The organism is Cronobacter sakazakii (genome assembly GCF_000982825.1).
GTDB classification, from domain to species: domain Bacteria; phylum Pseudomonadota; class Gammaproteobacteria; order Enterobacterales; family Enterobacteriaceae; genus Cronobacter; species Cronobacter sakazakii.
Map to the genome: position 1 here is coordinate 1,714,912 of NZ_CP011047.1, position 25,465 is coordinate 1,740,376.

Here is a 25,465-nt window from a genome sequence, read left to right on the forward strand (position 1 = left end):
TGGGGCGCCATTTCGGTTATTCCACAAACATGTGCGGATAGAAGCGGGAGAGATCCTGGGTGATCAGCGCTCTGTCTTCACGAATACCGATCCCGGCGGGCTGATCGTTGATAAGCCAGCTGCCGATAAGCGTGTAGCTGTCACCGAATTTCGGCAGCGGATGGAACTGCTGCACGATGGTGCCTTCTTCGCCATACGGGCCTTCCACCTGCGCGATAGTCTGGCCGTTTTCGATAATCGACACGTTAGCGCCTTCGCGGGAGAAAATGGGCTTCACCACATATTTCTCCATCGGCGGCGGGTTATCTTCGCTGAAGTACGCCGGCAGCAGGTTAGGGTGATTTGGGTAGAGTTCCCACAGCAGCGGCAGCAGCGCTTTGTTGGAGATAATGCTTTTCCACGCCGGCTCCAGCCAGCGCACGCCCGCGTCCTCAAGCTTAGTGGAGAAGGTTTCGCGCAGCATGTACTCCCACGGATAGAGCTTAAACAGGTTGCTGATGACCTGATCCTGGAGATCGGTAAACTGCCCCTTCTCGCCAAGACCGATATCTTCGATAAACAGAAAATCGTTCTCGATCCCGGCTTCGCTGGCGCAATCCTGTAAATACTGCACCGTACCGCGATCTTCCACCGTATCGCGACAGCAGGCGAGATGCAGGCGGTTAAAGCCGTACTGCGCTTTTAGCTCACCGAAACGCTCGATGATCTTCTCCTGGAGGCTGTTGAACTGATCGCTGCCCTGCGGGAGATTCCCGGCGCGCAACTGATCTTCGAGCCAGATCCACTGAAAGAATGCCGCTTCATATAAAGAGGTCGGCGTATCGGCGTTATTTTCGAGAAGCTTTGGCTCGCCGTGTCCGTCCCAGGCGAGATCGAGACGCGAATAAAGTGACGGCTGGCCGCTGCGCCAGGACTGGCGCACAAATTCCCATGTGTGCTTCGGAATGCGGAATTTGGTCATCAGCGCGTCGCTCGCGACCACTTTCTCCACCACCTGTAAGCACATCTGGTGCAGCTCGGCCGTCACCTCTTCGAGCTTTTCGACCTGCGCCAGCGTCAGGCGATAGTACGCGTCCTCACACCAGTATGGCTCGCCGTACATGGTGTGAAAGTTAAAACCGTACTCCGTGGCCTTTTCGCGCCAGTCCGGGCGCTCGCTGATAGCGATTCTTTCCATGTGTCAGCCGCCCATTGAACGAGAAGAAGAACCCGCCGCGCTGCGCTGCATCGTGGCCTGTTTCGCGACGGAATCACCAAAACCACCGCGGGTGATGGTTGACGTGGTCGCCGGTTTCGGTGTCATCGCCGATTTCGGTACGGTCATGGTACGGCCCGGCTGCGCGGCACCGTAGTTGCGGCCGCTGGCGTCGGTATATTTACCGTAAGCCGGGCTTGCCGGGTTGCGCGAGCTGAACAGCGGTTGTTGGGCGAATCCCATGCCGCCGCCCATCAGACGGCCCATCATGTAACCCGCCATCAGCGGCATCCACATGCTGCCGGTCTGCTGCGTGGCCTGGCTGGTATTGGTGTTATTGACTTGTTTGCACTGATCTTCGCCAAATTCCGCCACGCAGTCTTCACGCGTGGCGTATTTCGGCGCGGTGCGTTCCGCCTCTTTCAGGGCGTTGTTATACGCGGTGGTGCATTCAGCGCTTTTGCCGGGGTTGGCCGCCGAGCAGTCGTCTGCGTTTTGATAAAGCTGGACGGTTTCATCGCTCTTTTCGCAACCCGCCAGCATGAATGCTGCGGTGACCGCGAAGGCCACCGGCGTTAAATGACGCGCGTTCCAGCTTTTGCGAAACATCGCGCGGTTAATCTGTTTTGTCCGTTTCATGCCTGCATCCTGACCCAGTGGTATTGCACAGTTATGGTGCTCAGGATAGTGGATGAGTGGTTGAAATTAAAGCGGGAGGCCGGAGGGGGCGGGGATCTTTACGTTGACTTACGTTCAGGCGGGAGGCCGTTGCGCCTCCCGCCACAGCGATTACTGACGGAACGGGTTGCCGCTGTTGCTGTTGCTGCTACGGGTGGCCGCGGCAGGCTGCATGGCAGGCGCATTGCCGCCGCCGTTCGCCATGTTATTCACGGCGGCGTCCTGCTCCGGGTTTTCCGGGGCGACGCTTTCAGGCGCGGTAGAGACCGGTTTGCCCAGCGAGTTATTCAGCGCGACCAGATCCTGCTCGTTAAGCGTACCCAGCGCAGATTTAATATTGAGCTGGTTGATCAGGTAGTTATAGCGCGCGCTGGAGAGCTGCTGTTTGGCGTTGTACAGCGTGGTGGTGGCGTCCAGCACATCGACGATGGTACGCGTACCGACCGAGTAACCGGCTTCCATCGCATCCAGTGAGCTTTGCGCGGAAACGACCGCCTGCTCATAGGCTTTGATGCTGCTGATGGAGGCGTTAACGTTGTTATAAGACGAACGCACGGTCTGCACGACGTTGCGGTGCGCGCTTTCCAGTTTTTCGCTGGCACCCACGAAGCTGTACTGCGCTTGTTTAACTTGTGATGTCACCGAGCCGCCGCTGTAGAGCGGCAGGTTGAAGCTCAGGCCGATGGAGTTCTGGCCGATTTTGCTGTCAGCGTAACGGCTTGCCGCCGCGCCGCTGGTTTTGCTGCCGCTGTAGTCGGTGTCCGACACGCTGCTGGACGCCGTTAAGCCGAGCGTCGGCATATGGCCGGTTTCAGCGTAGCGGATCTGCTCACGCGCCAGATCCTGGCTCAGACGCGCCTGCAGCAGCGTCAGGTTACGCTGTTCTGCCTCTTTCAGCAGCGCGTTAACGGCGGCCGGTTTGGTGGTTTTGAAATTATCGACGTTCAGCGACGCGAGCTGCGGGTAGTAGTTGCCGGTCACCTGACGCAGCTGTTCCAGCGCGTTGTCGAGGTTGTTACGTGCGGTCACTTCGTTCGCCAGCACGTTATCGTACTGCGCGCGGGCGTTCTGCACGTCGGTAATCGCCACCAGGCCCACGTTAAAACGCTGGGTGGTTTGATCGAGCTGGCGGTAGATCGCCTGTTTCTGCGCTTCGGTGTAGGAGAGCGCGTCAATCGCGCTCAGCACCTGGAAATAAGCTGTCGCGGTGTTCAGCATCAGCGTCTGCTGATCGGTCTGGTAGGTCACATCCTGAATGCCTGCGGTTTTTTCCTGCAGGGTCAGGGCGCGCCATTTGGACATATCGAAAATGGTCTGCGTTAATTGCAGCGACGCGCTCTTGGCAGTGCTGTCTACGCCGTCGTTATCGCGAAAACCGCTGTTATAGGTGTAATCTGCACCCAAGCCGAGCTGCGGAAGTAAAGGACTGCGGGCTTCGTTAATTTTTTCGAATGCGGCGTCGCGGTCAGCAGCGGAGCTGCGCAGGTCCGGGTTACTTAAACGTGCCTGCTGGTAAACCTGCAACAGGTTTTCTGCCTGGCTCATAGCGCTGAAGCCCGTCAGGCTCAGGCCGATAAGGATGGGGAGCAGTTTCTTCATTTGCATTCCTTGTTGTGAAGCATAAAGAATTTATTAGCGCTGTCAGAAGCCGAAAAATTGATCGCCGATTCTACCAGAGTCAACCCGCCGTGAGGCTTGGCGTAACGTGCCTTCTGCCGCTAAATTTCCACAATCTATCACATGGGCAATGAAACGGCAGGTAAACTGGCTTGAAATGCCCAGATTCGGCACCATCTCGAACCGGAAACCATCATGAGCAAATCAACCCCACGCCCCGTTACTTTCACCAAAAACGATGTAGAAATTATTGCACGGGAAAAGTTATATCGCGGCTTTTTTTCGCTCGATCTTTACCGCTTTCGCCACCGCCTTTTCAATGGCGAAATGAGCGGGGAAGTGCGGCGCGAAATTTTTGAGCGCGGCCATGCCGCAGTCCTGCTACCCTTTGACCCTGTGCGTGATGAGGTGGTACTGATCGAGCAGATTCGTATCGCCGCTTTCGATACCAGCGACACCCCGTGGCTGCTGGAACTGGTCGCCGGTATGATTGAGCCTGGCGAAACGGTGGAAGAGGTCGCGCGCCGCGAGGCGATGGAAGAGGCGGGTCTTTCCGTCGGGCGAGTAAAAAAATTCATGAGCTATCTGGCAAGCCCTGGCGGCACCAGTGAGCGCCTGTCATTAATGGTTGGCGAAGTGGACGCCACGACCGCGCAAGGCATACACGGTCTGGCTGATGAAAACGAAGATATTCGGGTTCATGTGGTAAGCCGGGAACAGGCATACCAGTGGGTAGAAGAGGGGAGAATCGACAACGCAGCCTCCGTCATCGCATTGCAATGGCTGCAATTACATTATCAAGCATTGAGAAACGAGTGGAACACCTGAATATGAAGCGTTATACACCTGATTTTCCAGAAATGATGCGCCTGTGCGAGACCAATTTCGCGCAGCTGCGCCGCCTGTTGCCGCGTAATGACGCGCCGGGCGAAGCCGTAAGTTATCAGGTGGCGGGCGCGCAATACCGTTTAACTATCCTCGAATCAACCCGGTACACCACGCTTGTACAGATAGAGCAAACCGCGCCGAAAGTGAGCTACTGGAGTTTGCCGTCAATGAGCGTAAGGCTTTACCATGACGCCATGGTCGCGGAAGTGTGTTCAAGCCAGCAGATCTTTCGCTTCAAAGCGCGTTATGATTACCCAAATAAAAAGTTGCATCAGCGCGACGAAAAACATCAAATTAACCAGTTTCTTGCCGACTGGCTACGCTACTGTTTAGCGCATGGAGCAATGGCGGTTCCGGTTTGTTAGCGTCGTGAAACCTAAGGACACCATTTGGAAAGCCTGTTAAATCTTCCTGTTGCTGGTGGGGCCAGCGTCAGGATTCTACAAATTACCGATACTCACCTGTTTGCCGGAAAGAACGATACCCTGCTCGGCGTCAACACCTGGGAGAGCTACCAGGCGGTGCTGGCAGAGCTTCACGCCGAACAGCGCGAGTGCGATCTGATTGTCGCGACAGGCGACCTGGCGCAGGATCATACGCCTGAGGCTTATGAACACTTTGCAACAGGTATCGCCTCTTTGCCCGCACCCTGCGTCTGGCTGCCGGGCAACCACGATTTCCAGCCCGCGATGTACAGCACGCTGCAGGACGCCGGCATTTCGCCCGCCAAGCGCGTGTTCGCAGGAGATAACTGGCAGGTGCTGCTGCTCGACAGCCAGGTCTTCGGCGTGCCGCACGGCGAGCTGAGCGACTACCAGCTCGAGTGGCTTGAGCGCATGCTTCAGGCGGCGCCGGAGCGCCATACGCTGCTGCTTCTGCACCATCACCCGCTGCCGTCCGGCTGCGGCTGGCTCGATCAACACAGCCTGCGCAACGCCCAGGCGCTTGACGATGTGCTGAACCATTACCCGCAAGTGAAGCATCTGCTTTGCGGACATATTCATCAGGAGCTGGATCTCGACTGGAACGGCCGCCGCCTGATGGCGACGCCGTCTACCTGCGTTCAGTTCAAACCTCACTGCGCGGGCTTTACGCTTGATACGGTCGCACCCGGCTGGCGCTGGCTGAATCTGCACCCTGACGGCTCGCTCACTACGGAAGTGTGCCGCCTCGAAGGCGCGCAGTTCCGCCCTGATACCGCATCAGAAGGATACTGATGTCTACGCTCCTTTACCTCCACGGTTTTAACAGTTCTCCTCGCTCGGCGAAGGCCACCAGCCTGCAACGCTGGCTGGCACAGCAGCATCCAGAAATTAATATGGTTGTTCCGCAACTGCCGCCGTATCCGTCTGATGCCGCGGAGCTGCTGGAGTCGTTAGTGCTTGAGCACGGCGGCGAGCCGCTCGGCGTCGTGGGCTCCTCGCTTGGCGGTTATTACGCGACCTGGCTTTCGCAATGTTTTATGCTGCCCGCAGTAGTGGTGAACCCGGCGGTACGCCCCTTTGAGCTGCTGACCGATTTTCTCGGCGCGAACGAGAACCCCTACACCGGGCAGCAATATGTGCTAGAGTCTCGCCATATTTACGATCTGAAAGTGATGCAAATAGAGCCGCTCGAAGCTCCGGATCTTATCTGGCTGTTACAGCAGACAGGCGACGAGGTGCTGGATTACCGCCAGGCGGTGGCGTACTACGCGCCGTGCCGTCAGACGGTGGAAACCGGCGGCAACCACGCTTTTGCAGGCTTTGAAGATTATTTCACGCAGATTGTCGATTTCCTTAGCCTGCGTTAACGCTAAGGCAACGATCCCGTTTTGTGACCTGACGATAAAATCATGACCCAATCCTATAATGCCGATGCCATTGAGGTGCTCACCGGGCTTGAGCCGGTGCGCCGCCGTCCGGGGATGTATACCGACACCTCCCGTCCCAACCATCTGGGCCAGGAAGTTATTGATAACAGCGTCGATGAAGCGCTGGCGGGGCATGCCAGACGCGTCGACGTGATCCTTCACGCCGACCAGTCGCTGGAAGTTATCGACGACGGGCGCGGCATGCCGGTGGATATTCACCCGGAAGAGGGCGTTCCCGCCGTGGAGCTGATCCTCTGCCGCCTGCACGCGGGCGGTAAATTCTCGAACAAAAACTACCAGTTCTCCGGCGGCCTGCACGGTGTTGGGATCTCGGTCGTTAACGCCCTGTCAAAACGTGTCGAAGTGAACGTGAAACGCGACGGGCAGATCTACAACATCGCCTTTGAAAACGGCGAAAAGGTCAAAGAGCTGAGCGTGGTCGGCACCTGCCCGAAACGCCAGACGGGCACCAGCGTCCACTTCTGGCCGGATGAGAAATTCTTCGACAGCCCGCGTTTTTCCGTCTCCCGCCTGACGCACCTGCTGAAAGCGAAAGCGGTGCTCTGCCCGGGCGTTGAAATCAACTTTAAAGATCAGGTGAATAACACTGAACAGCGCTGGTGCTATCAGGATGGTCTTAACGACTATCTCTCCGAGGCGGTAAACGGGCTGATTACGCTGCCGGAAAAACCGTTTATCGGTAACTTCTCCGGCGAGACGGAAGCCGTAGACTGGGCGCTGTTATGGCTGCCGGAAGGCGGCGAGCTGCTGACCGAAAGCTACGTCAACCTGATCCCGACCATGCAGGGCGGCACCCACGTCAACGGCCTGCGCCAGGGCCTGCTGGACGCCATGCGTGAGTTTTGCGAATACCGTAATATCCTGCCGCGCGGCGTGAAGCTCTCGGCGGAAGATATCTGGGAGCGCTGCGCTTATGTTCTGTCGGTGAAAATGCAGGACCCGCAATTCGCCGGCCAGACCAAAGAGCGTCTCTCCTCGCGTCAGTGCGCGGCGTTTGTCTCGGGCGTGGTGAAAGACGCCTTCAGCCTGTGGCTGAACCAGAACGTCCAGGCGGCGGAACAGCTCGCCGAGCTCGCCATCGCCAGCGCCCAGCGCCGACTGCGCGCCGCCAAAAAAGTGGTGCGTAAAAAGCTCACCAGCGGCCCGGCGCTGCCCGGCAAGCTTGCCGATTGCACCGCACAGGATCTCAACCGCACGGAACTCTTCCTAGTGGAAGGGGATTCCGCAGGCGGCTCCGCCAAACAGGCGCGCGATCGCGAATACCAGGCGATCATGCCGCTTAAGGGTAAGATCCTGAACACCTGGGAAGTGTCGTCGGATGAAGTGCTGGCCTCGCAGGAGGTGCATGATATCTCTGTTGCGATCGGCATCGATCCGGATAGCGACGATCTCAGCCAGCTGCGTTACGGCAAGATCTGTATCCTCGCGGATGCGGACTCTGACGGTCTGCACATCGCCACGCTGCTGTGTGCCCTGTTTGTGAAACACTTCCGCGCGCTGGTGAAAGGCGGCCATGTCTACGTCGCCATGCCGCCGCTTTATCGTATCGATCTCGGTAAAGAGGTTTACTACGCGCTGGACGAAGAAGAAAAAGCGGGCGTGCTGGAACAGCTCAAGCGTAAAAAGGGCAAGCCGAACGTCCAGCGCTTTAAAGGTCTCGGCGAGATGAACCCGATGCAGCTGCGCGAAACGACGCTCGACCCGAATACCCGCCGCCTGGTGCAGCTCACCATCAGCGATGACGACGACGCGCGCACGCTGGCGGTGATGGATATGCTGCTCGCCAAAAAACGCTCTGAAGACAGACGTAACTGGCTTCAGGAGAAAGGCGATATGGCAGATATCGAAGTCTGATAACGCCCGTTTTGTAACAACACTCCTTTCAGCGGCGCCTTTTGGCGCCGCTGCTGTTTCCCTGATGTAACTCCTTACTTTTATGGCGGATTGCGTTTTACCGCTTCGTTTGCGATCCCGATCAAACACGCCAGCTTTCATCCGTCGTACTCAACAGGACACGATTCGCCTGCATCTCTTGTTGACGCTTTTGGCTGAAAAACACTGCACCGATTATGCGTCGCATTAGCAAGGCACAGGCTATCGAATCCGTAGATTAATTCAGGTAGGACTTATCAAAAAGCGGGGCTATCGTAGCCTGAAAATGGAAAACGGAGCGAGACATGAGCACGCCATCTGATCAACACAATACGTTATCTGCCGGGAAATGCCCTTTCCATCAGGGCAACAGCAACCAGACCGCGGGCGGTGGCACGTCCAGCCGTGACTGGTGGCCGAATCAACTGCGCGTGGAGCTGCTGGCCCAGCACTCAAACCGCACCAACCCTTTGGGGGAAGATTTCAACTACCGTAAAGCGTTCAGCGAGCTGGATTACGCGGCGCTGAAAGCCGATCTGAAAGCCCTGTTAACCGATTCCCAACCGTGGTGGCCTGCCGACTGGGGCAGCTATACCGGGCTTTTCATCCGCATGGCGTGGCACAGCGCGGGTACCTACCGCTCCGCTGACGGGCGCGGCGGCGCGGGCCGCGGGCAGCAGCGTTTTGCGCCGCTCAACTCCTGGCCGGATAACGTGAGCCTTGATAAAGCGCGCCGTCTGCTGTGGCCAGTGAAACAGAAATATGGCCAGAAAATCTCCTGGGCCGACCTGTTTATCCTCGCCGGTAACGTGGCGCTGGAAAACTCCGGGTTCCGTACCTTTGGTTTCGGTGCCGGGCGTGAAGACGTCTGGGAGCCGGATATGGACGTGAACTGGGGCGATGAGAAAAACTGGCTTGAGCATCGTCACCCGGAATCGCTGGCGCAGGCGCCGCTCGGCGCGACCGAAATGGGCCTTATCTATGTTAACCCGGAAGGGCCGAACCACAGCGGCGACCCGGCTTCCGCCGCCCCCGCCATTCGTGCGACCTTCGGCAACATGGGCATGAACGATGAAGAGACCGTGGCGCTGATCGCAGGCGGCCATACGCTCGGCAAAACCCACGGTGCGGCAGCAGCGAATCACGTCGGCGTCGATCCGGAAGCCGCGCCTATTGAAGCGCAGGGGCTCGGCTGGCACAGCAGCTTTGGCAGCGGCGCGGGGGCGGATGCCATCACTTCCGGCCTGGAAGTGACCTGGACCCAGACGCCAACACAGTGGAGCAACTACTTCTTCGAGAATCTGTTCAAATATGAATGGGTGCAGACCCGCAGCCCGGCAGGCGCCATCCAGTTTGAAGCGGTCGATGCGCCGGAGATCATTCCTGACCCGTTCGATCCGTCGAAAAAACGTAAGCCGACGATGCTGGTGACCGATCTGACGCTGCGTTTCGACCCGGAGTTCGAGAAGATCTCACGCCGTTTCCTTAACGATCCGCAGGCATTCAACGAAGCGTTCGCCCGCGCCTGGTACAAGCTGACGCACCGCGATATGGGGCCGAAAGCGCGCTATATCGGCCCGGAAGTGCCGAAAGAAGATCTGATCTGGCAGGACCCGTTACCGGCGGCGATTTATCAGCCGACGCAGGCAGATATCGACAGCCTGAAAGCGGAGATTGCCAGCGCCGGTTTATCGGTAAGCGAACTGGTCTCCGTCGCCTGGGCGTCGGCTTCGACCTTCCGCGGCGGTGATAAACGCGGCGGTGCCAACGGCGCGCGTCTGGCGCTCGCCCCACAGCGCGACTGGGAAGTAAACGCCTCTGCCGCCCGTGCGCTGGCGACGCTTGAAGCTATCCAGCGTACCGCGAATAAAGCATCGCTCGCTGACATCATCGTGCTGGCGGGCGTAGTGGGCGTTGAGCTGGCGGCGAAAGCCGCAGGCGTTGAGATTACCGTGCCGTTCGCGCCGGGCCGCGTTGATGCACGCCAGGAGCAGACCGATGTGGCACTGTTTGAATTCCTGAAACCGAAAGCTGACGGCTTCCGTAACTATCGCGGCGTGCGCAGCAGCACCCCGACCGAGTCGCTGCTTATCGATAAAGCGCAGCAGCTGACGCTGACCGCGCCGGAACTGACCGTACTGGTGGGCGGGATGCGTGCCCTTGGCGCGAACTACGACGCCAGCGCGCACGGCGTGTTCACAGACCGCGTGGGCGTGCTCAGCACCGATTTCTTCGTGAATCTGCTGGATATGCGTTACGAGTGGAAAGCGACTGACGCGACCGCTGAAGTGTTTGAAGGGCGCGACCGCGAGAGCGGCGAAGTGAAATACACGGCGACCCGCGCGGATCTGGTATTTGGCTCGAACGCGATTCTGCGTTCTTTCGCGGAGGTCTATGCGAGCCAGGACGCGCACGAGAAGTTCGTGAAGGATTTCGTCGCGGCCTGGACCAAAGTCATGAACCTGGACCGCTTCGATATTCAATAAGCGTGATGCGATAAACAAAAAAGGCGATGAATATTCATCGCCTTTTTTATTCGCATTTAAACGTCAGACGCCGCTTTCCAGAATGCGAATGGTGGTGTCCAGCACATCGCCTTTCACCGCGTCACGAAAGCCCAGCATATGCGGCGTTTCCAGGTGCGCTTTTAAGTGTTCTGCGCTCGCCCACTGTTCCACCATCACGATGGAATCCGGCGCGCTGGTCTGAAAATCAAGGCCGGTGGCGCTGTCCACCATCGGCGCGTAGCCGTGGCAGCCTGCTTCCGCGAGCACAACGGGAATGATCTTCTTGAACTCTTCCAGCACCGCCTGACGGTGATGCGCGCCAGGACGGGTACGAATTTCTGCTATTACTGTCAGCATGGTTAACTCCTTTTGTAAAACCGTCAGACAGTTAAGCAAAAATTTTCGCCAGATGCTCGCGATATTCTGCAATGTAGCGCGGCACGTCCGGCATTTTAATCACGTCGTTGGCGATAAACGTCGGCAGCGCGGTCAGGCCAATAAACTCATTCGCCTTGTGGAACGGCAGGTACACGCCATCCACGCCCACGCCGTGGAAGAACTGATCTTTCTCGGTGAACGCTTCCAGCGGCGCGTTCCAGGTGAGCGACAGCATATATTTTTTGCCCTGCAGCAGGCCGCCGGAGCCATACTTTTTCGAGGCGTCAGAGCGGGTGCGGCCATCGCTGGCGTACAGCGAGCCGTGGCCTTCGGTAAAGACATCGTCGATATACTTTTTCACGGTCCAGGGCGCGCCCATCCACCAGCCCGGCATCTGGTAAATAATGACGTCAGCCCAGAGGTAATTCTGCACCTCTTCTTTGACGTCATACTCGCTGTCTGCGCGGGTGACTTTAACATCATGTCCAACGTCGCGCAGGTAGCTCTCCGCGACCTCAGTCAGGGTGTCGTTAAGCTGGCCACTGGAATGCGCGAACTGTTTCGCGCCGTTAATGATAAGTACATTGTTCATTATTTGTCCTCTAATTATCGCGTTTGTCATTAATTTTACCCCATCGGGCGAGACGGTAATATTGGCAAAACGCGCAAAGACATTTGCGAAATGAGCAATAATGAACCCTGCTGTGACTCGGCGTCGCAGATAAGGTACTATCGCGGCAATATTGCCGTTTCCCCCGTGTACGGCTGGCTTGTCTGAGGAATAACGAGTAATGAGTGATTTGACTCATGATGGTGCAGAGCGCCTGGCGCTGCATGAATTCACTGAAAACGCCTATCTCAACTATTCCATGTACGTCATCATGGACCGCGCGCTGCCGTTTATCGGTGACGGGCTTAAGCCTGTTCAGCGCCGCATCGTCTATGCCATGTCGGAACTGGGGTTGAATGCCAGCGCCAAATTCAAAAAATCCGCCCGTACCGTGGGCGACGTGCTGGGTAAATATCACCCGCACGGCGACAGCGCCTGTTATGAAGCGATGGTGCTGATGGCGCAGCCGTTCTCGTACCGCTACCCGCTGGTGGACGGGCAGGGGAACTGGGGCGCGCCGGACGATCCGAAATCCTTCGCGGCGATGCGTTATACCGAATCGCGCCTGTCTAAATACGCCGAAGTGCTGCTGGGCGAGCTGGGCCAGGGCACCGTGGATTATGTGCCGAACTTCGACGGGACGCTGAACGAGCCGAAAATGCTGCCGGCGCGCCTGCCGAACATTCTGCTGAACGGCACCACGGGCATCGCGGTGGGTATGGCGACGGATATTCCGCCGCACAACCTGCGCGAAGTCGCCAAAGCGGCCGTGAGCCTTATCGACAGCCCGAAAACCACGCTTGATGAGCTGCTGGATATCGTGCAGGGGCCGGATTACCCGACCGAAGCGGAAATCATCACTTCCCGCGCTGAAATCCGCAAAATCTATCAAAGCGGCCGCGGCTCGGTGCGCATGCGCGCCGTGTGGAAGAAAGAAGACGGCGCGGTGGTGATCTCCGCGCTGCCGCATCAGGTCTCCGGTGCCCGCGTGCTGGAGCAGATCGCAAGCCAGATGCGCGCCAAAAAGCTGCCGATGGTCGACGATTTGCGTGATGAATCGGATCACGAAAACCCGACGCGTCTGGTTATTGTGCCGCGCTCCAACCGCGTGGATATGGATCAGGTGATGAATCACCTGTTCGCCACTACCGATCTGGAAAAAAGCTACCGCATCAACCTCAACATGATTGGTCTCGATGGCCGTCCGGCGGTGAAAAACCTGCTGGAGATCCTCACCGAATGGCTGGCGTTCCGCCGCGATACGGTGCGCCGTCGTCTGAACTATCGTCTGGAGAAAGTGCTCAAGCGCCTGCATATCCTTGAAGGTTTGCTGGTGGCGTTTCTCAATATCGATGAAGTGATTGAGATTATCCGCAGCGAAGACGAGCCGAAGCCGGTGCTGATGAGCCGTTTCGGCATCAGCGAGACGCAGGCGGAAGCGATTCTCGAACTGAAACTGCGCCATCTCGCCAAACTGGAAGAGATGAAGATCCGCGGCGAGCAGAGCGATCTGGAGAAAGAGCGCGATCAGATCCAGGGCATTCTCGCCTCCGAGCGCAAAATGAATACGCTGCTGAAAAAAGAGATCCAGGCGGATGCCGACGCGTACGGCGACGATCGCCGTTCGCCGCTGCATGAGCGCGAAGAAGCGAAAGCGATGAGCGAGCACGACATGCTGCCGTCCGAGCCGGTGACTATCGTGCTTTCTCAGATGGGCTGGGTGCGCAGCGCCAAAGGTCATGATATCGACGCCAAAGCCCTGAGCTACAAAGCGGGCGACGGCTGGCTCTCGTCAGTCAAAGGCAAGAGCAACCAGCCGGTGGTGTTTATCGACTCCACGGGTCGCAGTTACGCGCTGGATCCGGTATCGCTGCCGTCGGCGCGCGGCCAGGGCGAGCCGATTACCGGCAAACTGACGCTGCCGCCGGGCGCGGTGGTGGAACATATGCTGATGACCGGCGAGGAGCAAAAACTCCTGATGGCGTCCGACGCTGGTTACGGTTTTGTCTGCACCTTCAACGATCTGATTGCGCGCAACCGCGCCGGTAAGGCGCTGATTACGCTGCCGGAAAACGCGCATGTGCTGAAGCCGCTGGAAATTGAGCATGACGACGACATGCTGCTCGCCATCACGGCGGCAGGACGTATGCTGATGTTCCCGGTGGCGGATCTGCCGCAGCTTTCCAAAGGCAAGGGCAACAAAATTATCTCCATTCCTTCCGCCGATGCGGCGAAGGGCGACGATAAGCTGGCGTATCTCACCATCCTGCCGCCGCAGAGCACCGTGACGCTGCATGTCGGCAAGCGCAAAATCAAGCTGCGCCCGGAAGAGCTGCAAAAAGTGCATGGCGAACGCGGTCGTCGCGGCACGCTGATGCGCGGCCTGCAACGCATCGACAGCGTCGAAGTGGATTCGCCGTCGCGCCCGAAAGCTGACGACAGCGAGGCGTAACCCCCCGAAATAGTGGCAAACGCATCGCCGCCACGCTTTCTGTGATTACTGGCAGGAAGCGCGGCGGCCTCGCTTGCGTAATTTTCCCGCCCACGCCATTGTTTGTTAGCGCGTGACGCATAAAAATAAGTGTTTGAGTCTGCTCAACATCATGAGCCGCCAGGGATGCCTGACCGTGAGCGGTGTGTTTTCCGTTAAAGCCGTTATACTGGTCCGCGGCTGCGGCTTCAGAGGTAGTTATGTTATCGATCGTTCGAATAATTATTGTGGTTCTCTACAGCATTGTGGTCTGTATTCTGGGTAGCATCTGGTGTCTGTTCAGCCCGCGCAGTCCGCGCCACGTGGCGACCTTCGGCCATATGTTCGGACGCCTTTCCAGGGTGTTCGGTCTGAAGGTGGAACTGCGCAAACCGCAGGGCGCTGAAAACTACGGCAACGCGATTTACATCGCCAACCACCAGAACAACTACGACATGGTGACGGCGTCGAATATCGTTCAGCCGCCGACCGTGACCGTCGGCAAAAAAAGCCTGGTCTGGATCCCTTTCTTCGGCCAGCTCTACTGGCTGACCGGCAACCTGTTAATCGACCGTAACAACCGCAGCAAGGCGCACGGCACCATCGCTGAAGTGGTGAACCAGTTCCGCAAGCGCGATATTTCCATCTGGATGTTCCCGGAAGGCACCCGCAGCCGCGGGCGCGGCCTGATGCCGTTTAAAACCGGCGCGTTTCATGCCGCCATTGCCGCAGGCGTGCCGATTATTCCGGTCTGCGTTTCCAATACCCATGGTAAAATCAAGCTCAACCGTTGGAATAACGGTCTGGTCATCGTCGAAATGTTACCGCCTGTCGACACCCAGGGTTGGGGAAAAGAACAGGTACGGGAACTTGCCGCCCACTGCCGCCAGCTGATGGAAGAGAAAATCGCCCAGTTGGATAACGAAGTAGCCGAGCGCGAAGCCGCTGGCAAGATCTGAGACTGACGGGCAGACCGTCATTCATTACCCGTTTTCATGGAGCACTTATGTCACTCAGTCGGCGTCAGTTTATTCAGGCATCGGGCGCGGCGCTTTGCGCGGGCGCGGTGCCGCTGAGGGCACATGCCGCAGGTCAGCAGCAGGCGCTGCCGGTGCCGCCGCTGCTGGAATCACGCCGCGGTCAGCCGCTGTTTCTGACGCTCTCCCGCGCGCACTGGTCTTTTGTGCCAGGCACCCGCGCGCAGGTCTGGGGCTTCAACGGCCGTTATATGGGGCCGACTATTCGCGTCTGGAGCGGTGACGACGTCAAGCTTATCTACAGCAACCGCCTGCAGGAAAATGTCGCCATGACGGTGAGCGGGCTACAGGTGCCAGGGCCGCTGATGGGCGGCGCGCCGCGCATGATGTCGCCCGGTGCCGACTGGGCACCCGTGCTGCCGGTACGCCAGGCGGCCGCAACGCTCTGGTACCACGCCAATACGCCCAACCGCACCGGTCAGCAGGTCTATAACGGCCTCGCCGGAATGTGGCTGGTGGAAGATGCCGTGAGCAAAGCGCTGCCGGTGCCGAACCACTACGGCGTAGATGATTTCCCGGTCATTATTCAGGACAAACGCCTCGACAACTTTGGCACGCCGGAGTACAGCGAGCCGGGCAGCGGCGGTTTTGTCGGCGACACGCTGCTGGTGAACGGCGCACAAAGCCCGTATGTGGAGGTGTCGCGCGGCTGGGTACGCCTGCGCTTGCTGAACGCTTCTAACGCGCGTCGCTATCAGTTACAGATGAGTGATGGCCGCCCGCTGCACGTGATCGCCGGCGATCAGGGGTTTCTGCCCGCGCCGGTGGCGGTGAAACAGCTGGCGCTGGCACCCGGCGAGCGCCGTGAAGTACTCATCGATATGACCAACGGCGACGAGGTTTCCATTACCTGCGGTGAGGCGGCGTCGATTATGGACCGCATTCGCGGCATTTTTGAGCCGTCCAGCATTCTTATCTCCACGCTGGTGCTGACGCTGCGGCCCACCGGCCTGCTGCCGCTGGTGACGGATACGCTGCCGATGCGCTTGCTGCCGGATGAAATTATCAACGGCGCGCCGGTGCGTAGCCGCGATATCACGCTGAGTGACGATCCGGGTATTAACGGCCAGCTGTGGGATATGAAGCGTACCGACGTGCAGACCCAGCAGGGGGCGTGGGAGCGCTGGACGGTACGTTCCGATATGCCGCAGGCGTTCCATATGGAAGGCGTGAGTTTTCTGATCCGCAGCGTGAATGGCGCAGCGCCGTTCCCGGAAGATCGCGGCTGGAAGGATACGGTGTGGGTGGATGGCCAGGTGGAACTGCTGGTGTATTTCAGCCAGCCGTCGTGGGAGCATTTCCCGTTCCTCTATTCGAGCCAGACGCTGGAGATGGCCGACCGCGGCTCGGTGGGGCAGATGGTCGTAAACCCGGCCCCGTAAGCCGTTCGATGAATATGAAAAAAGCCGCTGAGAAGCGGCTTTTTTTGTATCAGTTGCATGACGCCCGCGGATGGTAAACGGTGGATGCGCTGCGCTTATCCACCCTACAACGCCCTTTCAGGCTCGTAGGTCGAGCGCACCCGCCGATAGCAGCGTGAAATATAAGAGGTAGCGCGGGTAAGCGCAGCGCACCCGCCATTAGCAGCGTGAAACAGGAGAGTAGGGCGGGTAAGCGTAGCGCACCCGCCGTTAGCAGCGTGAAACAGGAGAGTAGGGCGGGTAAGCGCAGCGCACCCGCCGTTAGCAGCGCGAAACAGGAGAGGTAGGGCGGGTAAGCGCAGCGCACCCGCCATATGCCGCAGCGCCAGGCCTGTTACTCCGCCAGGAACAGCTCCAGCAGCGAGTTAAGAAACAGCTTACCGTGCTCGGTTATCTGCCAGCTCTCCGGCGTCTCCACCATATAATTCAGCGCAATCGCCTCGTCAATCTGCGTGCGGATCGCGGCTTCGCTAAGCCCGGTATAACGGGCAAACTCGGCGCGCGGCGCGGGCTCCAGCAGGCGAAAGCGGTTCATGAAAAACTCGAACGGCTTATCCTGTGCCTCGACCTCATGCTGCTTATCGAGGTAATTACCGGTCATATAGCCGCGCGGATGGCGGGTTTTCGCGGTACGCAAAATACGCCCGTCGGCGAGCGTCACCTTACCGTGCGCGCCGCAACCGATACCCAGATAATCCCCGAAGCGCCAGTAATTCAGGTTGTGCTGGCACTGATAGCCCGGTTTCGCGTAGGCCGAGGTTTCGTACTGCGCATACCCGGCGGCGGTCAGCAACCGATGCCCCTGCTCGAAAATATCCCACAGTGCGTCGTCGTCAGGCAGCACTGGCGGGCGCGAGCCAAACAGCGTATTCGGCTCAATGGTCAACTGATACCAGGAGAGATGCGGCGGGTTCAGCGCAATCGCCTCTCGCAAATCATCGAGCGCCTCTTCGAGCGACTGATCCGGCAGGCCGTGCATCAAATCGAGGTTAAAGCTGCGAAGCCCAAGACCGCTCGCAAGACGCGCGGCGCGCTTCGCCTCTTCCGGCCCGTGAATACGGCCAAGACGCGCGAGTTTCGGCTCGCTGAAGCTCTGCACGCCGATGGAAATGCGGTTCACGCCCGCGCGCTGGTACTCCACAAAGCGGTCAGCTTCGACGGTGCCAGGGTTGGCTTCCATCGTGATCTCGGCATCCGGCGCGAGCGTAAGCCGCGCCCGCACGCCGTCCAGCAGCGTCTGCATCGCAGGTCCTGAGAGTAGGCTCGGCGTGCCGCCGCCGATGAAAATCGTCTTCACCTCGCGGCCCTGCGCCCACGGTGCGTCGTTATCCAGATCGCGTAACAGATGCTGGACATAATCGTCATGCGGCACTTCACCCTTCAGCGCGTGGGAGTTGAAGTCACAGTAAGGGCACTTCTGCACGCACCAGGGGATATGGATATACAGACTCAAGGGTGGCAAATCAGCCATTACGCATTGCTTCCAGTAATAATTTCAGCGCCTGCCCGCGGTGGGAAACCGCGCTTTTCTCTTCACGCGTCAGTTCGGCGGCGGTTTTGCCAAGAGAAGGAACAAAGAAAATCGGGTCGTAGCCAAAGCCGCCCTGGCCTGCAGGCGCGCGGGTAATCACGCCAGGCCAGGCGCCGTGAAAGACCAGCGGTGTCGGATCGTCGGCATGACGCATATAGACCAGCACGCAGTGGAACTGCGCCTGACGCTGCTCGTCCGGCACGTCTTTTAACGCCTCAAGCAGCTTTTCCAGGTTTTCCTGATCGGTGGCGTCGCTGCCTGCGTAGCGCGCGGAGTAAATTCCCGGCGCGCCGCCCAGCGCGTCGACCGCGAGACCGGAATCGTCAGCGATAGCCGCAAAGCCAGTGACCTGAGCCGCGTGACGCGCCTTCAGAATCGCGTTTTCGATAAACGTCAGGCCGGTTTCTTCGGCGGAGTCGACGCCAAGCTCGGTCTGCGCCACGATATCCAGCCCAAACTCCTGCAGCAATGAGGCGAGTTCGCGCACTTTACCGGCGTTGCCGGTCGCGAGGACAACTTTCTGCATAGCGTAATCCTGTATTAATCGGTGACAGCCGCAACTTCCGTTGGGATCTGTTGGGGTTCGATAATTTTGACTTGTTTATGACGGCCCAGTTCGCCTTTTTCAATCACCACCTGGCTTTTAGCCACGCGGAACTGTTTCGCGAGATATTTCACCAGATGGGCGTTGGCCTGGCCGTCAACCGGCGGGGCGGTAATGGCGACTTTCAGCTCGTCGCCATGTAAACCGATAATGCTGTCGCGGCTGGCTTTCGGCTGGATATAGAGCCGTAACACCAGCCCGTCGACGGTTTTACTGACGGCACTCACAGCAAATACCACAGCCCCGGGAAGAGATCCATGGCGAGGTAATTCAGCAGATAGAGCACGATAATCACGCCCATGGCGGAAAAATCGATGCCGCCCATGGCCGGCAGAATACGGCGGATCGGGGCCATCAGCGGTTCAGTCAGTTGAATCAGCACAAACTCAATCGGGCTGCGGCCCTGGCTTACCCAGCTCATCAGCGAGCGGATAATAATCACCCAGAAGACTAACTGGCCTGCGGATTTCAGCAGCGACAGCAGGCCCACCACCAGGTTAAACGGATCGAGCGACAGCGCGCCCGACTGAATCAATAACAGCAGCGGGAATTTCAGCGTCGAGAGAATAAACGCCACCAGCAGCGATGAGGTGTCGATAGGCCCTATCGACGGAATAATACGGCGCAGCGGGCCTATCACCGGCTGGGTAAATTTCACCACCGTCTGGGCGAGCGGGTTGTAAAAATCGCAGCGCGACCACTGCATCCAGATGCGCAGCAGCAGCACCATCACATACAGGTCGATCAGCGTTTTGACCAGGAAAGTCAACGTCAGCATGGCGTTCCTCAGAAGTTATTGTTGAGTGGCGCGGGCGTAATCGCGCGCGCCGAAAATCGCGGTACCAATGCGCACCATCGTGCTGCCAGCGGCGATGGCGGCTTCCATATCATCGCTCATGCCGAGCGAAAGCGTGTCTACCGTCGGGTAGCGCGCTTTAAGGGCCGTGAAGGCCGCCGCCATTTCACAGGCGACGGCAAACTGGCGCGCATACTCTTTTTCCGGTGCCGGAATAGCCATCAGCCCGCGCAGCCGCAGACGCGGCAACGCCGCTATCTGCTCTGCCAGCGCGTCCAGCTCGCTTAAGGCGATGCCGGATTTGCTCTGTTCGTCGCTGATATTAACCTGAATCAGCACGTTAAGCGGCGTCATTTCATCCGGGCGCTGTTCATTCAGGCGAGTGGCGATGCGCAGTCGGTCAACCGTATGGCACCAGTCGAAATGCTCCGCCACCAGACGGCTTTTGTTGGACTGCAACGGACCGATAAAGTGCCAGGTCAGCCCGTCAACGCCCGCGTCGCGGAAGTGAAGGATCTTTTCCACGCCCTCCTGCACATAATTTTCACCAAATTCACGCTGCCCGGCGGCGATTGCTTCTGCTATCGCGCTCGCAGGTTTTGTTTTACTTACTGCAAGCAGCGTAACTTCTTCTGGAGCCCGGCCGCAGCGTTGTGCAGCCGCTGAGATCTTTTGCCGGACCTGCGTTAAGTTGCGTTCTGTCTCACTCATGATCAGGGAAGCTGTATGGAAATGGATGAATTAGTGGCGCTTAGTGTAAAGCATAACGTTTCGGATCTACACCTGTGTAGCGAGCTGCCGGCGCGCTGGCGCAGACAGGGGCGGCTGGAGACGCTGCAGGAGCCTGTCCCGAAGCCGGAAAACCTGCTGGCGCGCTGGCTTGACGACGCCCATCAGCGCGAGCTTGCCGAGCGCGGGCAGACCGATTTCGCGGTCAGTCTGGCGGGCGGCGTGCGGCTGCGCGGCAACGCGTTTCGCCAGATGCAGGGCATTTCGCTGGTATTGCGTCTGCTGCCGCGCGGCTGCCCAAAGCTTGAGGCGCTCGGCGTGCCCGCCGCCGTGCCGGGGTTATTGACGATGCCGGATGGCCTGCTGCTGGTCACGGGCGCTACCGGGAGCGGTAAATCGACCACGCTTGCGGCGATGGTCGGCCATCTGAACGAAACGCTCGACGGCCATATTCTGACGCTTGAAGATCCGGTCGAATTTTGTCATCAGCCGGCGCGCTGTCTTATCCAGCAGCGAGAAATTGGCACGCACTGCCAGAGCTTCAGCGACGGCCTGCGCGGCGCGCTGCGTGAGGATCCCGATGTCATCCTGCTGGGGGAGCTCCGAGACAGCGAAACGATCCGGCTCACGCTCACGGCGGCGGAAACCGGCCATCTGGTGCTGGCGACGCTGCACACCCGCGGCGCGGCGCAGGCCGTCGAGCGGCTGGTGGATGTGTTTCCCGCTGATGAGCAAAACAAAGTGCGCAGCCAGCTGGCGGGCAGCCTGAAGGCAGTGTTAGCGCAAAAGCTGGTGGCAGATGCGCAGGGTGGCAGAACGGCGCTGCATGAGCTGCTTATCAATACGCCCGCCGTGGCAAATCTCATCCGCGAAGGGAAAACGCACCAGTTGCCGGGCCTGATGGAAACCGGCCAGCAGCAGGGGATGCAAACCTTCGCGCAAAGCGTGGCGATGCGCCTGAACGAAGGCAGGCTGGCGCTGCAAAAAGACGCCAGCGCCGGGCACTGGGGCTAACGCACGTGGAGCGCGTAAAGGGCGGGCAGCGCGCCTGCGGTGTTGAGGATTTCAAGGCGTATGACGCTCGCGGTGCGTGGCGCATCGACGCGGTATTCGCAGACGGCGTGATGGTTATCCGTCACGTCCGCCAGCAGCGTCTCATCGGCCCACAGGCGGTAATGCGTGACGCAGTGGGGCGTCACGGCGCAGTCATGGCCCATCTGGACGGTTTCCATCGCATTATCGAAATCGTTATCGAAAATCAGCGTCAGGGTGTCGAACGTTTGCGGCTGCGCCCAGCGCCATTCGACGGTGGGTTGCGGATCGTCCGCGGCGGGTGCCCAGGCGTTGGTTTGCTGTTCGGGCCGCAGGCGGCCGTTAAGCAGGTTTTCGGGCGGATAACAGCGCAGCGGCGCGTCGAGGCGCAGCGCGGGCATAATCTGGTGCGGGCGGCGGCGCGGCAGCCAGAAGTCAAACTCATCCACGCCGTAATCGCCATCGGCCACCTGGCGCGAGCGTTTGGCGACGCGCGCGTTAAGACTGTTAAATACCATCATGATGCCAGGCAAGTGCTGCGCGCTGAGCGCCATTTCAATGGCATCGCATCGCTCGAAAACAATAAACACGTAACAGTCCTGCTCGGCGGTATGGCGCAGCGCCACCCGGTAGGGTGCGGCATCGTGAACCTCCAGCTCGCACTCGTCCAGCCAGCGCTCCGGCGTATAGTTGCCCGGTTTATGGCTGGTGAGCAACTGAACGCGCAGGCGCTGTGGGGTCTCGGCCCGCAATGTAAAGTGCAGGGGCGGCAGCGACTGCCCGGCCCGCAGGGGCAGCAGCAGCGCCGTGCGCGCCGAAAGCGTTGCCCATTCGCCGTTCGGCGTGAGTTCAGTGAGCTGATATTCACTGCTGACGCGAAGCCGCGCGCCGCGCGCCGGGTTGTCCAGCCGCTGGCGGGGAATATAACAGCCGGTCGCCTGCAAGTGCTGTTGCAACGCAGTAATGCGCTCGCGCGCCGCCAGCTGGCGCGGCGTGATGCCCTGCTGATGGCAGAGCGCGGCCGCCCGGCCTACCACTTCGCCCAGCAGCCCACAGGTACACATTACGCGGGCACTGCCGAAGGCCACATGCGAGGCGGAGATAAGCCGCCCGGTCAGAAACAGATTATCCAGCGAGCGGCTGTAGAGGCTGCGCCAGGGAATGGTGTATGTGCCTTTGCTGTGGAACTGGCGGCAGCCGTCATGCGTGCTGTAAACGCCGTCCGCCGGGTGCAAATCGATAGACCAGCCGCCGTAGGCGACAGCGTCGTAATGGTCGCGCTGCTCGATAATATCCTGCTGGCAGAGCAGGTGATCGCCCATAAAACGGCGGCTCTCGCGCTTGCCGGGAATGGTGCCGACCCATTCGATCGTGAGATTTTCCGCATCCGGGAACTGGCCAGAGTTTTTAATGTAATCCCACACACCCCAGACTATTTTCCACAGCTCCCATTTGATCTCTTCGCTCTGATGAACGGTATCAAGACGGCCGCCCCATTCGAGCCACCAGAGATCGCAGCCGTTGAGCGTGGAGGTAAGCCGTTGATAGCGCGGAATATCGGTTATCTCTTTCAGCGCAAACGACGGCGGAACAAAGCGCACCGGGCCGCTTGTCTGTTTGGTGTAGAAGTAAATCGAATGCCCGAGCTTGTGACCGAAGCTGTCGCCCGGTGCCATTTTTTCGCCAAGCTCGTCCGCCTCTTCCGCGCCGACGCGAAACTCGGCACCCGCAAGATAGCCCAGCACGCCGTCGCCGGTGGCGTCGCAAAACTGGGCAGCGGTAATGGTATAAAAAGTTTCGTTAATGGCGTTAAAGCCGCGGACGCGCGCAATCCGCTGGCCGTTATTGACGACGTCAAAGAGCGCGGTGTTCAGCAACAGCGTCAGTCCCGGCTGCGAGCGGGCGAGATCCAGCAGCACCAGATCGAACATCACCGGATTACCCTCTTTGTTGCGCCAGAGGTTTTCTTCGAGGATTTCGCCCATAATGCCGCCCTCGCGCGCCCAGCGGTTGTTATTGCCCATGTGCGAGGTTGCGCCGTTGGCCCACAGCCGCACTTCGCTGGAGGCGTTGCCGCCCAGCACCGGCCTGTCCTGGACCAGAATTACCTGCAATCCGTCGCGGGCGGCCGCCAGCGCGGCGCACAAACCGGCAAGGCCGCCGCCTGCCACCAGCAGATCGGCATGGAGTTGTTCTTCAGGAAAGGTCCGGTCGGCGCTGCGGGGAAAGACGTTCATAAACTTGTATCCTTCTTAACTGGCATTACACTCATGACATTGTCATGCAACGGGACTTCGCTATGTCTTCACAACCCAACCAGAGCCTGATCGATGGGATCCGCTGCCTGCAATACCTGGTCTCCAGCGATCGGGCCATCGGGTGTCGGGAGCTTGCCCGGCTGATGGGCATCAACACCACACGCGTCAACCGCCTGCTGATGACAATGGCCTCTATCGGCCTCACCATGCAGGATGAGCAGCGCCGTTATCTGCCAGGCCCCGGCATTCACGCCCTGGCGGCACAGTCGATTCGTGGTTCTGCGCTTTTCTCCCATGCCCTGCCACTGCTTGAGCGCTACGCCCCTAAAGATGTGGTGGTGGCGCTGGGCGTGCTCTGGGAAGATCAAATCATCTACATTTATCACTCCACGCCCGGCACTCAGATGAGCCAGGCGCTGGCCGGTTTTCGTATGCTGCCTGCCTGGCAGTCGGTCATCGGCATGTCGCTGCTGGCAGCGGAGAGCGACGAGGCGCTGGAAGCGCGCTTCACGCCTGAGCAGTGGGAACAACTCGCACCACACGTGGCGCAGCAGCGCGAGCAGGGCCGGGTGGTCTGGCGCCACGACGACGGTGAAGTCTCAATGGCGAAACCGCTTGGCATTCATAACGCCGCGGTAGCGCTGGCTGGCATGTGGAACATCAGCAATCCTGAAATCCACTCGCGCCTGGAGCAGCTTGATGCGCTTGCCGCGCGGCTGATGAAACCGGTGTGACGTAAACTTGCTATGTTTCTTTTATAGAAACGATCGGCGAGCCGGGCAAAGGCCACACCAGAGAAGTGTGATCCGGGGCGGATTCATGAGTGAAAATAAAGGAATTCGGGCGGATAAGAGAAACACGAACGCAGCGCCTGACACGCTGCGCGTTATGCGTTAGCCGTGTTGCTCGAAGTAGCTTTCCAGGATGACGACTGCCGAGGCGGAGTCCACGCTGCCTTTGTTCAGCGCGCGGAAACCGCCGCGCTCGAAGAGCCCGGCGCGGGCTTCCACGGTGCTTAAGCGTTCATCGTGCAGCGTCACTTTAATGCCGAAGCGGCCATGCAGCCGGTTGGCGAATGTCCGTGCGCGCGCCGTCAGCGGCTGTTCTGTGCCGTCCATATTCAGCGGAAGGCCAACAATCACGTCGTCCGGCTGCCACTCTTTCAGAAGCCGTTCGATGAGCGTCCAGTCCGGGTTGCCGTTTTGCGCTTTGATGGCGGTAAGCGGGCGGGCTGTGGCCGTCACGCGCTGCCCAATCGCCACGCCGATACTTTTCGTGCCAAAATCGAAGGCCAGCAGGGTGCCGCTCATTACGCGTGCCCCGCTTCGCCAGGCATGGTATGGATGTCGATACCGATAAGCTTCGCGGCCTCGCGCCAGCGGTCGGCGATAGGCGTGCGGAACAGAATGTTCAGATCCGCCGGTGCCGTAAGCCAGGCGTTCTCCAGGATCTCTTCTTCAAGCTGGCCTTTCTCCCAGGAGGAGTAGCCGAGCGCCACCAGTACGTCATCGGGCTGTTCGGCGGTACCGAGCGTTTCGAGCACGTCGCGCGATGTCGTGATCACGGTGTTATCGGAAATACGGATGCTGGAGGAGAACGCATCCGGCGGCGTGTGCAGAATAAAACCGCGATCTTCGGCCAGCGGGCCGCCGAGAAACACGGGCTTATCGAGGCGAATTGCCGGGTCGCGCGGCTCGGGCGTGATTTTCAGTTTCTGAAGAACACCTTCAACCTGCAGATTTTCCAGAGGTTTGTTAATGATAAGGCCCATCGCGCCTTCATTATTGTATTCGCAGATATACACCACGGAACGGCGGAACAGCGGGTCCTGAAGGGCCGGCATGGCAATGAGGAAATGATGCTGTAAATTCATCGTCAAAAGTTCTGTAGTCCTGGTTGGAAAATCGGCAGATTCAGTATGCGGGGAAAGTCGCGAGCTGTCACCCCCGGTGGGGTAACGGGCGGGAGA

Annotated in this window: 24 protein-coding genes; 11 read left to right on the top strand and 13 right to left on the bottom strand. The window is 59.1% G+C overall.

Going from position 1 to position 25,465, the window contains the following annotated elements:
* Positions 1-16: 16 nt before the first annotated feature.
* The 3 genes from CSK29544_RS08095 to tolC form a co-directional block, all read right to left on the bottom strand.
* Positions 17-1,177, bottom strand: coding sequence for a glutathionylspermidine synthase family protein (locus tag CSK29544_RS08095; RefSeq protein ID WP_029039022.1), 1,161 nt, complete (start codon positions 1,175-1,177; stop codon positions 17-19).
* A 3-nt stretch (positions 1,178-1,180) separates the two neighbouring features.
* Positions 1,181-1,834 carry a DUF1190 family protein gene (locus tag CSK29544_RS08100; RefSeq protein ID WP_007895221.1) on the bottom strand — a complete coding sequence of 218 codons (654 nt, stop codon included), beginning with the start codon at positions 1,832-1,834 and terminating at the stop codon, positions 1,181-1,183.
* A gap of 150 nt (positions 1,835-1,984) precedes the next feature.
* Positions 1,985-3,472 (bottom strand): outer membrane channel protein TolC, encoded by a 1,488-nt coding sequence (gene tolC / locus CSK29544_RS08105; protein WP_007895224.1) that lies wholly within the window; start codon positions 3,470-3,472, stop codon positions 1,985-1,987.
* A gap of 213 nt (positions 3,473-3,685) precedes the next feature.
* Between tolC and nudF the strand changes: the two genes are divergently transcribed.
* The 6 genes from nudF to katG all read left to right on the top strand — a co-directional run bounded on the left by nudF (position 3,686) and on the right by katG (position 10,609).
* Positions 3,686-4,318 (top strand): ADP-ribose diphosphatase, encoded by a 633-nt coding sequence (gene nudF, locus CSK29544_RS08110; protein WP_004385611.1) that lies wholly within the window; start codon positions 3,686-3,688, stop codon positions 4,316-4,318.
* 2 nt (positions 4,319-4,320) lie between these two features.
* Positions 4,321-4,743: a DUF1249 family protein gene (locus tag CSK29544_RS08115; RefSeq protein ID WP_004385612.1), complete on the top strand. Its 423-nt coding sequence runs from the start codon at positions 4,321-4,323 to the stop codon at positions 4,741-4,743.
* A 24-nt stretch (positions 4,744-4,767) separates the two neighbouring features.
* Positions 4,768-5,595 carry a 3',5'-cyclic-AMP phosphodiesterase gene (gene cpdA, locus CSK29544_RS08120; protein WP_004385613.1) on the top strand — a complete coding sequence of 276 codons (828 nt, stop codon included), beginning with the start codon at positions 4,768-4,770 and terminating at the stop codon, positions 5,593-5,595.
* On the top strand, positions 5,595-6,170 hold the full coding sequence (gene yqiA, locus CSK29544_RS08125) for an esterase YqiA (protein WP_004385614.1): 576 nt from the start codon (positions 5,595-5,597) through the stop codon (positions 6,168-6,170). Before cpdA ends, yqiA begins: the two co-directional genes overlap by 1 nt.
* 42 nt (positions 6,171-6,212) lie before the next feature.
* Positions 6,213-8,105 carry a DNA topoisomerase IV subunit B gene (parE, locus tag CSK29544_RS08130; protein WP_004385615.1) on the top strand — a complete coding sequence of 631 codons (1,893 nt, stop codon included), beginning with the start codon at positions 6,213-6,215 and terminating at the stop codon, positions 8,103-8,105.
* Positions 8,106-8,428: 323 nt separating this feature from the next.
* Positions 8,429-10,609: a catalase/peroxidase HPI gene (gene katG / locus CSK29544_RS08135; protein WP_007895231.1), complete on the top strand. Its 2,181-nt coding sequence runs from the start codon at positions 8,429-8,431 to the stop codon at positions 10,607-10,609.
* Positions 10,610-10,672: 63 nt separating this feature from the next.
* On the opposite strand, the gene CSK29544_RS08140 is transcribed toward katG, so the two are convergent.
* Both CSK29544_RS08140 and CSK29544_RS08145 read right to left on the bottom strand, forming a co-directional pair.
* Complete coding sequence (locus CSK29544_RS08140; protein WP_004385617.1) at positions 10,673-10,987, bottom strand: putative quinol monooxygenase; 315 nt, start codon at positions 10,985-10,987, stop codon at positions 10,673-10,675.
* 31 nt (positions 10,988-11,018) lie between these two features.
* A complete protein-coding gene (locus tag CSK29544_RS08145; RefSeq protein WP_029039023.1) occupies positions 11,019-11,600 on the bottom strand; it encodes an NAD(P)H-dependent oxidoreductase in 582 nt (193 codons plus the stop codon).
* Between the two features lie 199 nt (positions 11,601-11,799).
* On the opposite strand from CSK29544_RS08145, the gene parC reads away from it, so the two are divergent.
* From parC to ftsP, 3 genes are all read left to right on the top strand, one after another.
* Positions 11,800-14,070, top strand: a complete 2,271-nt coding sequence (gene parC, locus CSK29544_RS08150) for a DNA topoisomerase IV subunit A (protein ID WP_004385619.1) — start codon at positions 11,800-11,802, stop codon at positions 14,068-14,070.
* A 239-nt stretch (positions 14,071-14,309) separates the two neighbouring features.
* Positions 14,310-15,047, top strand: a complete 738-nt coding sequence (locus tag CSK29544_RS08155) for a 1-acylglycerol-3-phosphate O-acyltransferase (protein ID WP_007895237.1) — start codon at positions 14,310-14,312, stop codon at positions 15,045-15,047.
* 47 nt (positions 15,048-15,094) lie between these two features.
* A complete protein-coding gene (gene ftsP / locus CSK29544_RS08160; RefSeq protein ID WP_004385621.1) occupies positions 15,095-16,507 on the top strand; it encodes a cell division protein FtsP in 1,413 nt (470 codons plus the stop codon).
* Positions 16,508-16,880: 373 nt separating this feature from the next.
* Here the strand turns inward: ftsP and hemW are convergent, their stop codons facing one another.
* From hemW to CSK29544_RS08185, 5 genes are read right to left on the bottom strand one after another with little or no spacing between them, the layout of a single operon-like run.
* Positions 16,881-18,017: a radical SAM family heme chaperone HemW gene (gene hemW / locus CSK29544_RS08165; protein ID WP_029039024.1), complete on the bottom strand. Its 1,137-nt coding sequence runs from the start codon at positions 18,015-18,017 to the stop codon at positions 16,881-16,883.
* On the bottom strand, positions 18,010-18,603 hold the full coding sequence (locus CSK29544_RS08170; protein WP_004385623.1) for an XTP/dITP diphosphatase: 594 nt from the start codon (positions 18,601-18,603) through the stop codon (positions 18,010-18,012). Before CSK29544_RS08170 ends, hemW begins: the two co-directional genes overlap by 8 nt.
* 14 nt (positions 18,604-18,617) lie before the next feature.
* Positions 18,618-18,908 (bottom strand): DUF167 family protein YggU, encoded by a 291-nt coding sequence (gene yggU, locus CSK29544_RS08175; RefSeq protein ID WP_004385624.1) that lies wholly within the window; start codon positions 18,906-18,908, stop codon positions 18,618-18,620.
* Positions 18,905-19,459: a YggT family protein gene (locus CSK29544_RS08180; protein WP_004385625.1), complete on the bottom strand. Its 555-nt coding sequence runs from the start codon at positions 19,457-19,459 to the stop codon at positions 18,905-18,907. The genes yggU and CSK29544_RS08180 overlap by 4 nt, the downstream gene beginning before the upstream one ends.
* Before the next feature lie 15 nt (positions 19,460-19,474).
* Complete coding sequence (locus CSK29544_RS08185; protein ID WP_004385626.1) at positions 19,475-20,188, bottom strand: YggS family pyridoxal phosphate-dependent enzyme; 714 nt, start codon at positions 20,186-20,188, stop codon at positions 19,475-19,477.
* Between the two features lie 15 nt (positions 20,189-20,203).
* Between CSK29544_RS08185 and CSK29544_RS08190 the strand changes: the two genes are divergently transcribed.
* Positions 20,204-21,220, top strand: coding sequence for a type IV pilus twitching motility protein PilT (locus CSK29544_RS08190; RefSeq protein WP_007892661.1), 1,017 nt, complete (start codon positions 20,204-20,206; stop codon positions 21,218-21,220).
* Here the strand turns inward: CSK29544_RS08190 and CSK29544_RS08195 are convergent.
* Complete coding sequence (locus tag CSK29544_RS08195; RefSeq protein ID WP_007892659.1) at positions 21,217-23,475, bottom strand: FAD-dependent oxidoreductase; 2,259 nt, start codon at positions 23,473-23,475, stop codon at positions 21,217-21,219. The two genes, CSK29544_RS08190 and CSK29544_RS08195, sit on opposite strands and share 4 nt — an antisense overlap.
* A 62-nt stretch (positions 23,476-23,537) precedes the next feature.
* On the opposite strand from CSK29544_RS08195, the gene CSK29544_RS08200 reads away from it, so the two are divergent.
* On the top strand, positions 23,538-24,230 hold the full coding sequence (locus tag CSK29544_RS08200) for an IclR family transcriptional regulator domain-containing protein (protein ID WP_007892657.1): 693 nt from the start codon (positions 23,538-23,540) through the stop codon (positions 24,228-24,230).
* A 159-nt stretch (positions 24,231-24,389) separates the two neighbouring features.
* On the opposite strand, the gene ruvX is transcribed toward CSK29544_RS08200, so the two are convergent.
* Both ruvX and CSK29544_RS08210 read right to left on the bottom strand, forming a co-directional pair.
* Entirely contained in the window at positions 24,390-24,806 is a 417-nt protein-coding gene (gene ruvX / locus CSK29544_RS08205; RefSeq protein ID WP_007892655.1) for a Holliday junction resolvase RuvX, read from the bottom strand.
* Positions 24,806-25,369 (bottom strand): YqgE/AlgH family protein, encoded by a 564-nt coding sequence (locus CSK29544_RS08210; RefSeq protein ID WP_004385631.1) that lies wholly within the window; start codon positions 25,367-25,369, stop codon positions 24,806-24,808. Before CSK29544_RS08210 ends, ruvX begins: the two co-directional genes overlap by 1 nt.
* Between the last annotated feature and the right edge of the window lie 96 nt (positions 25,370-25,465).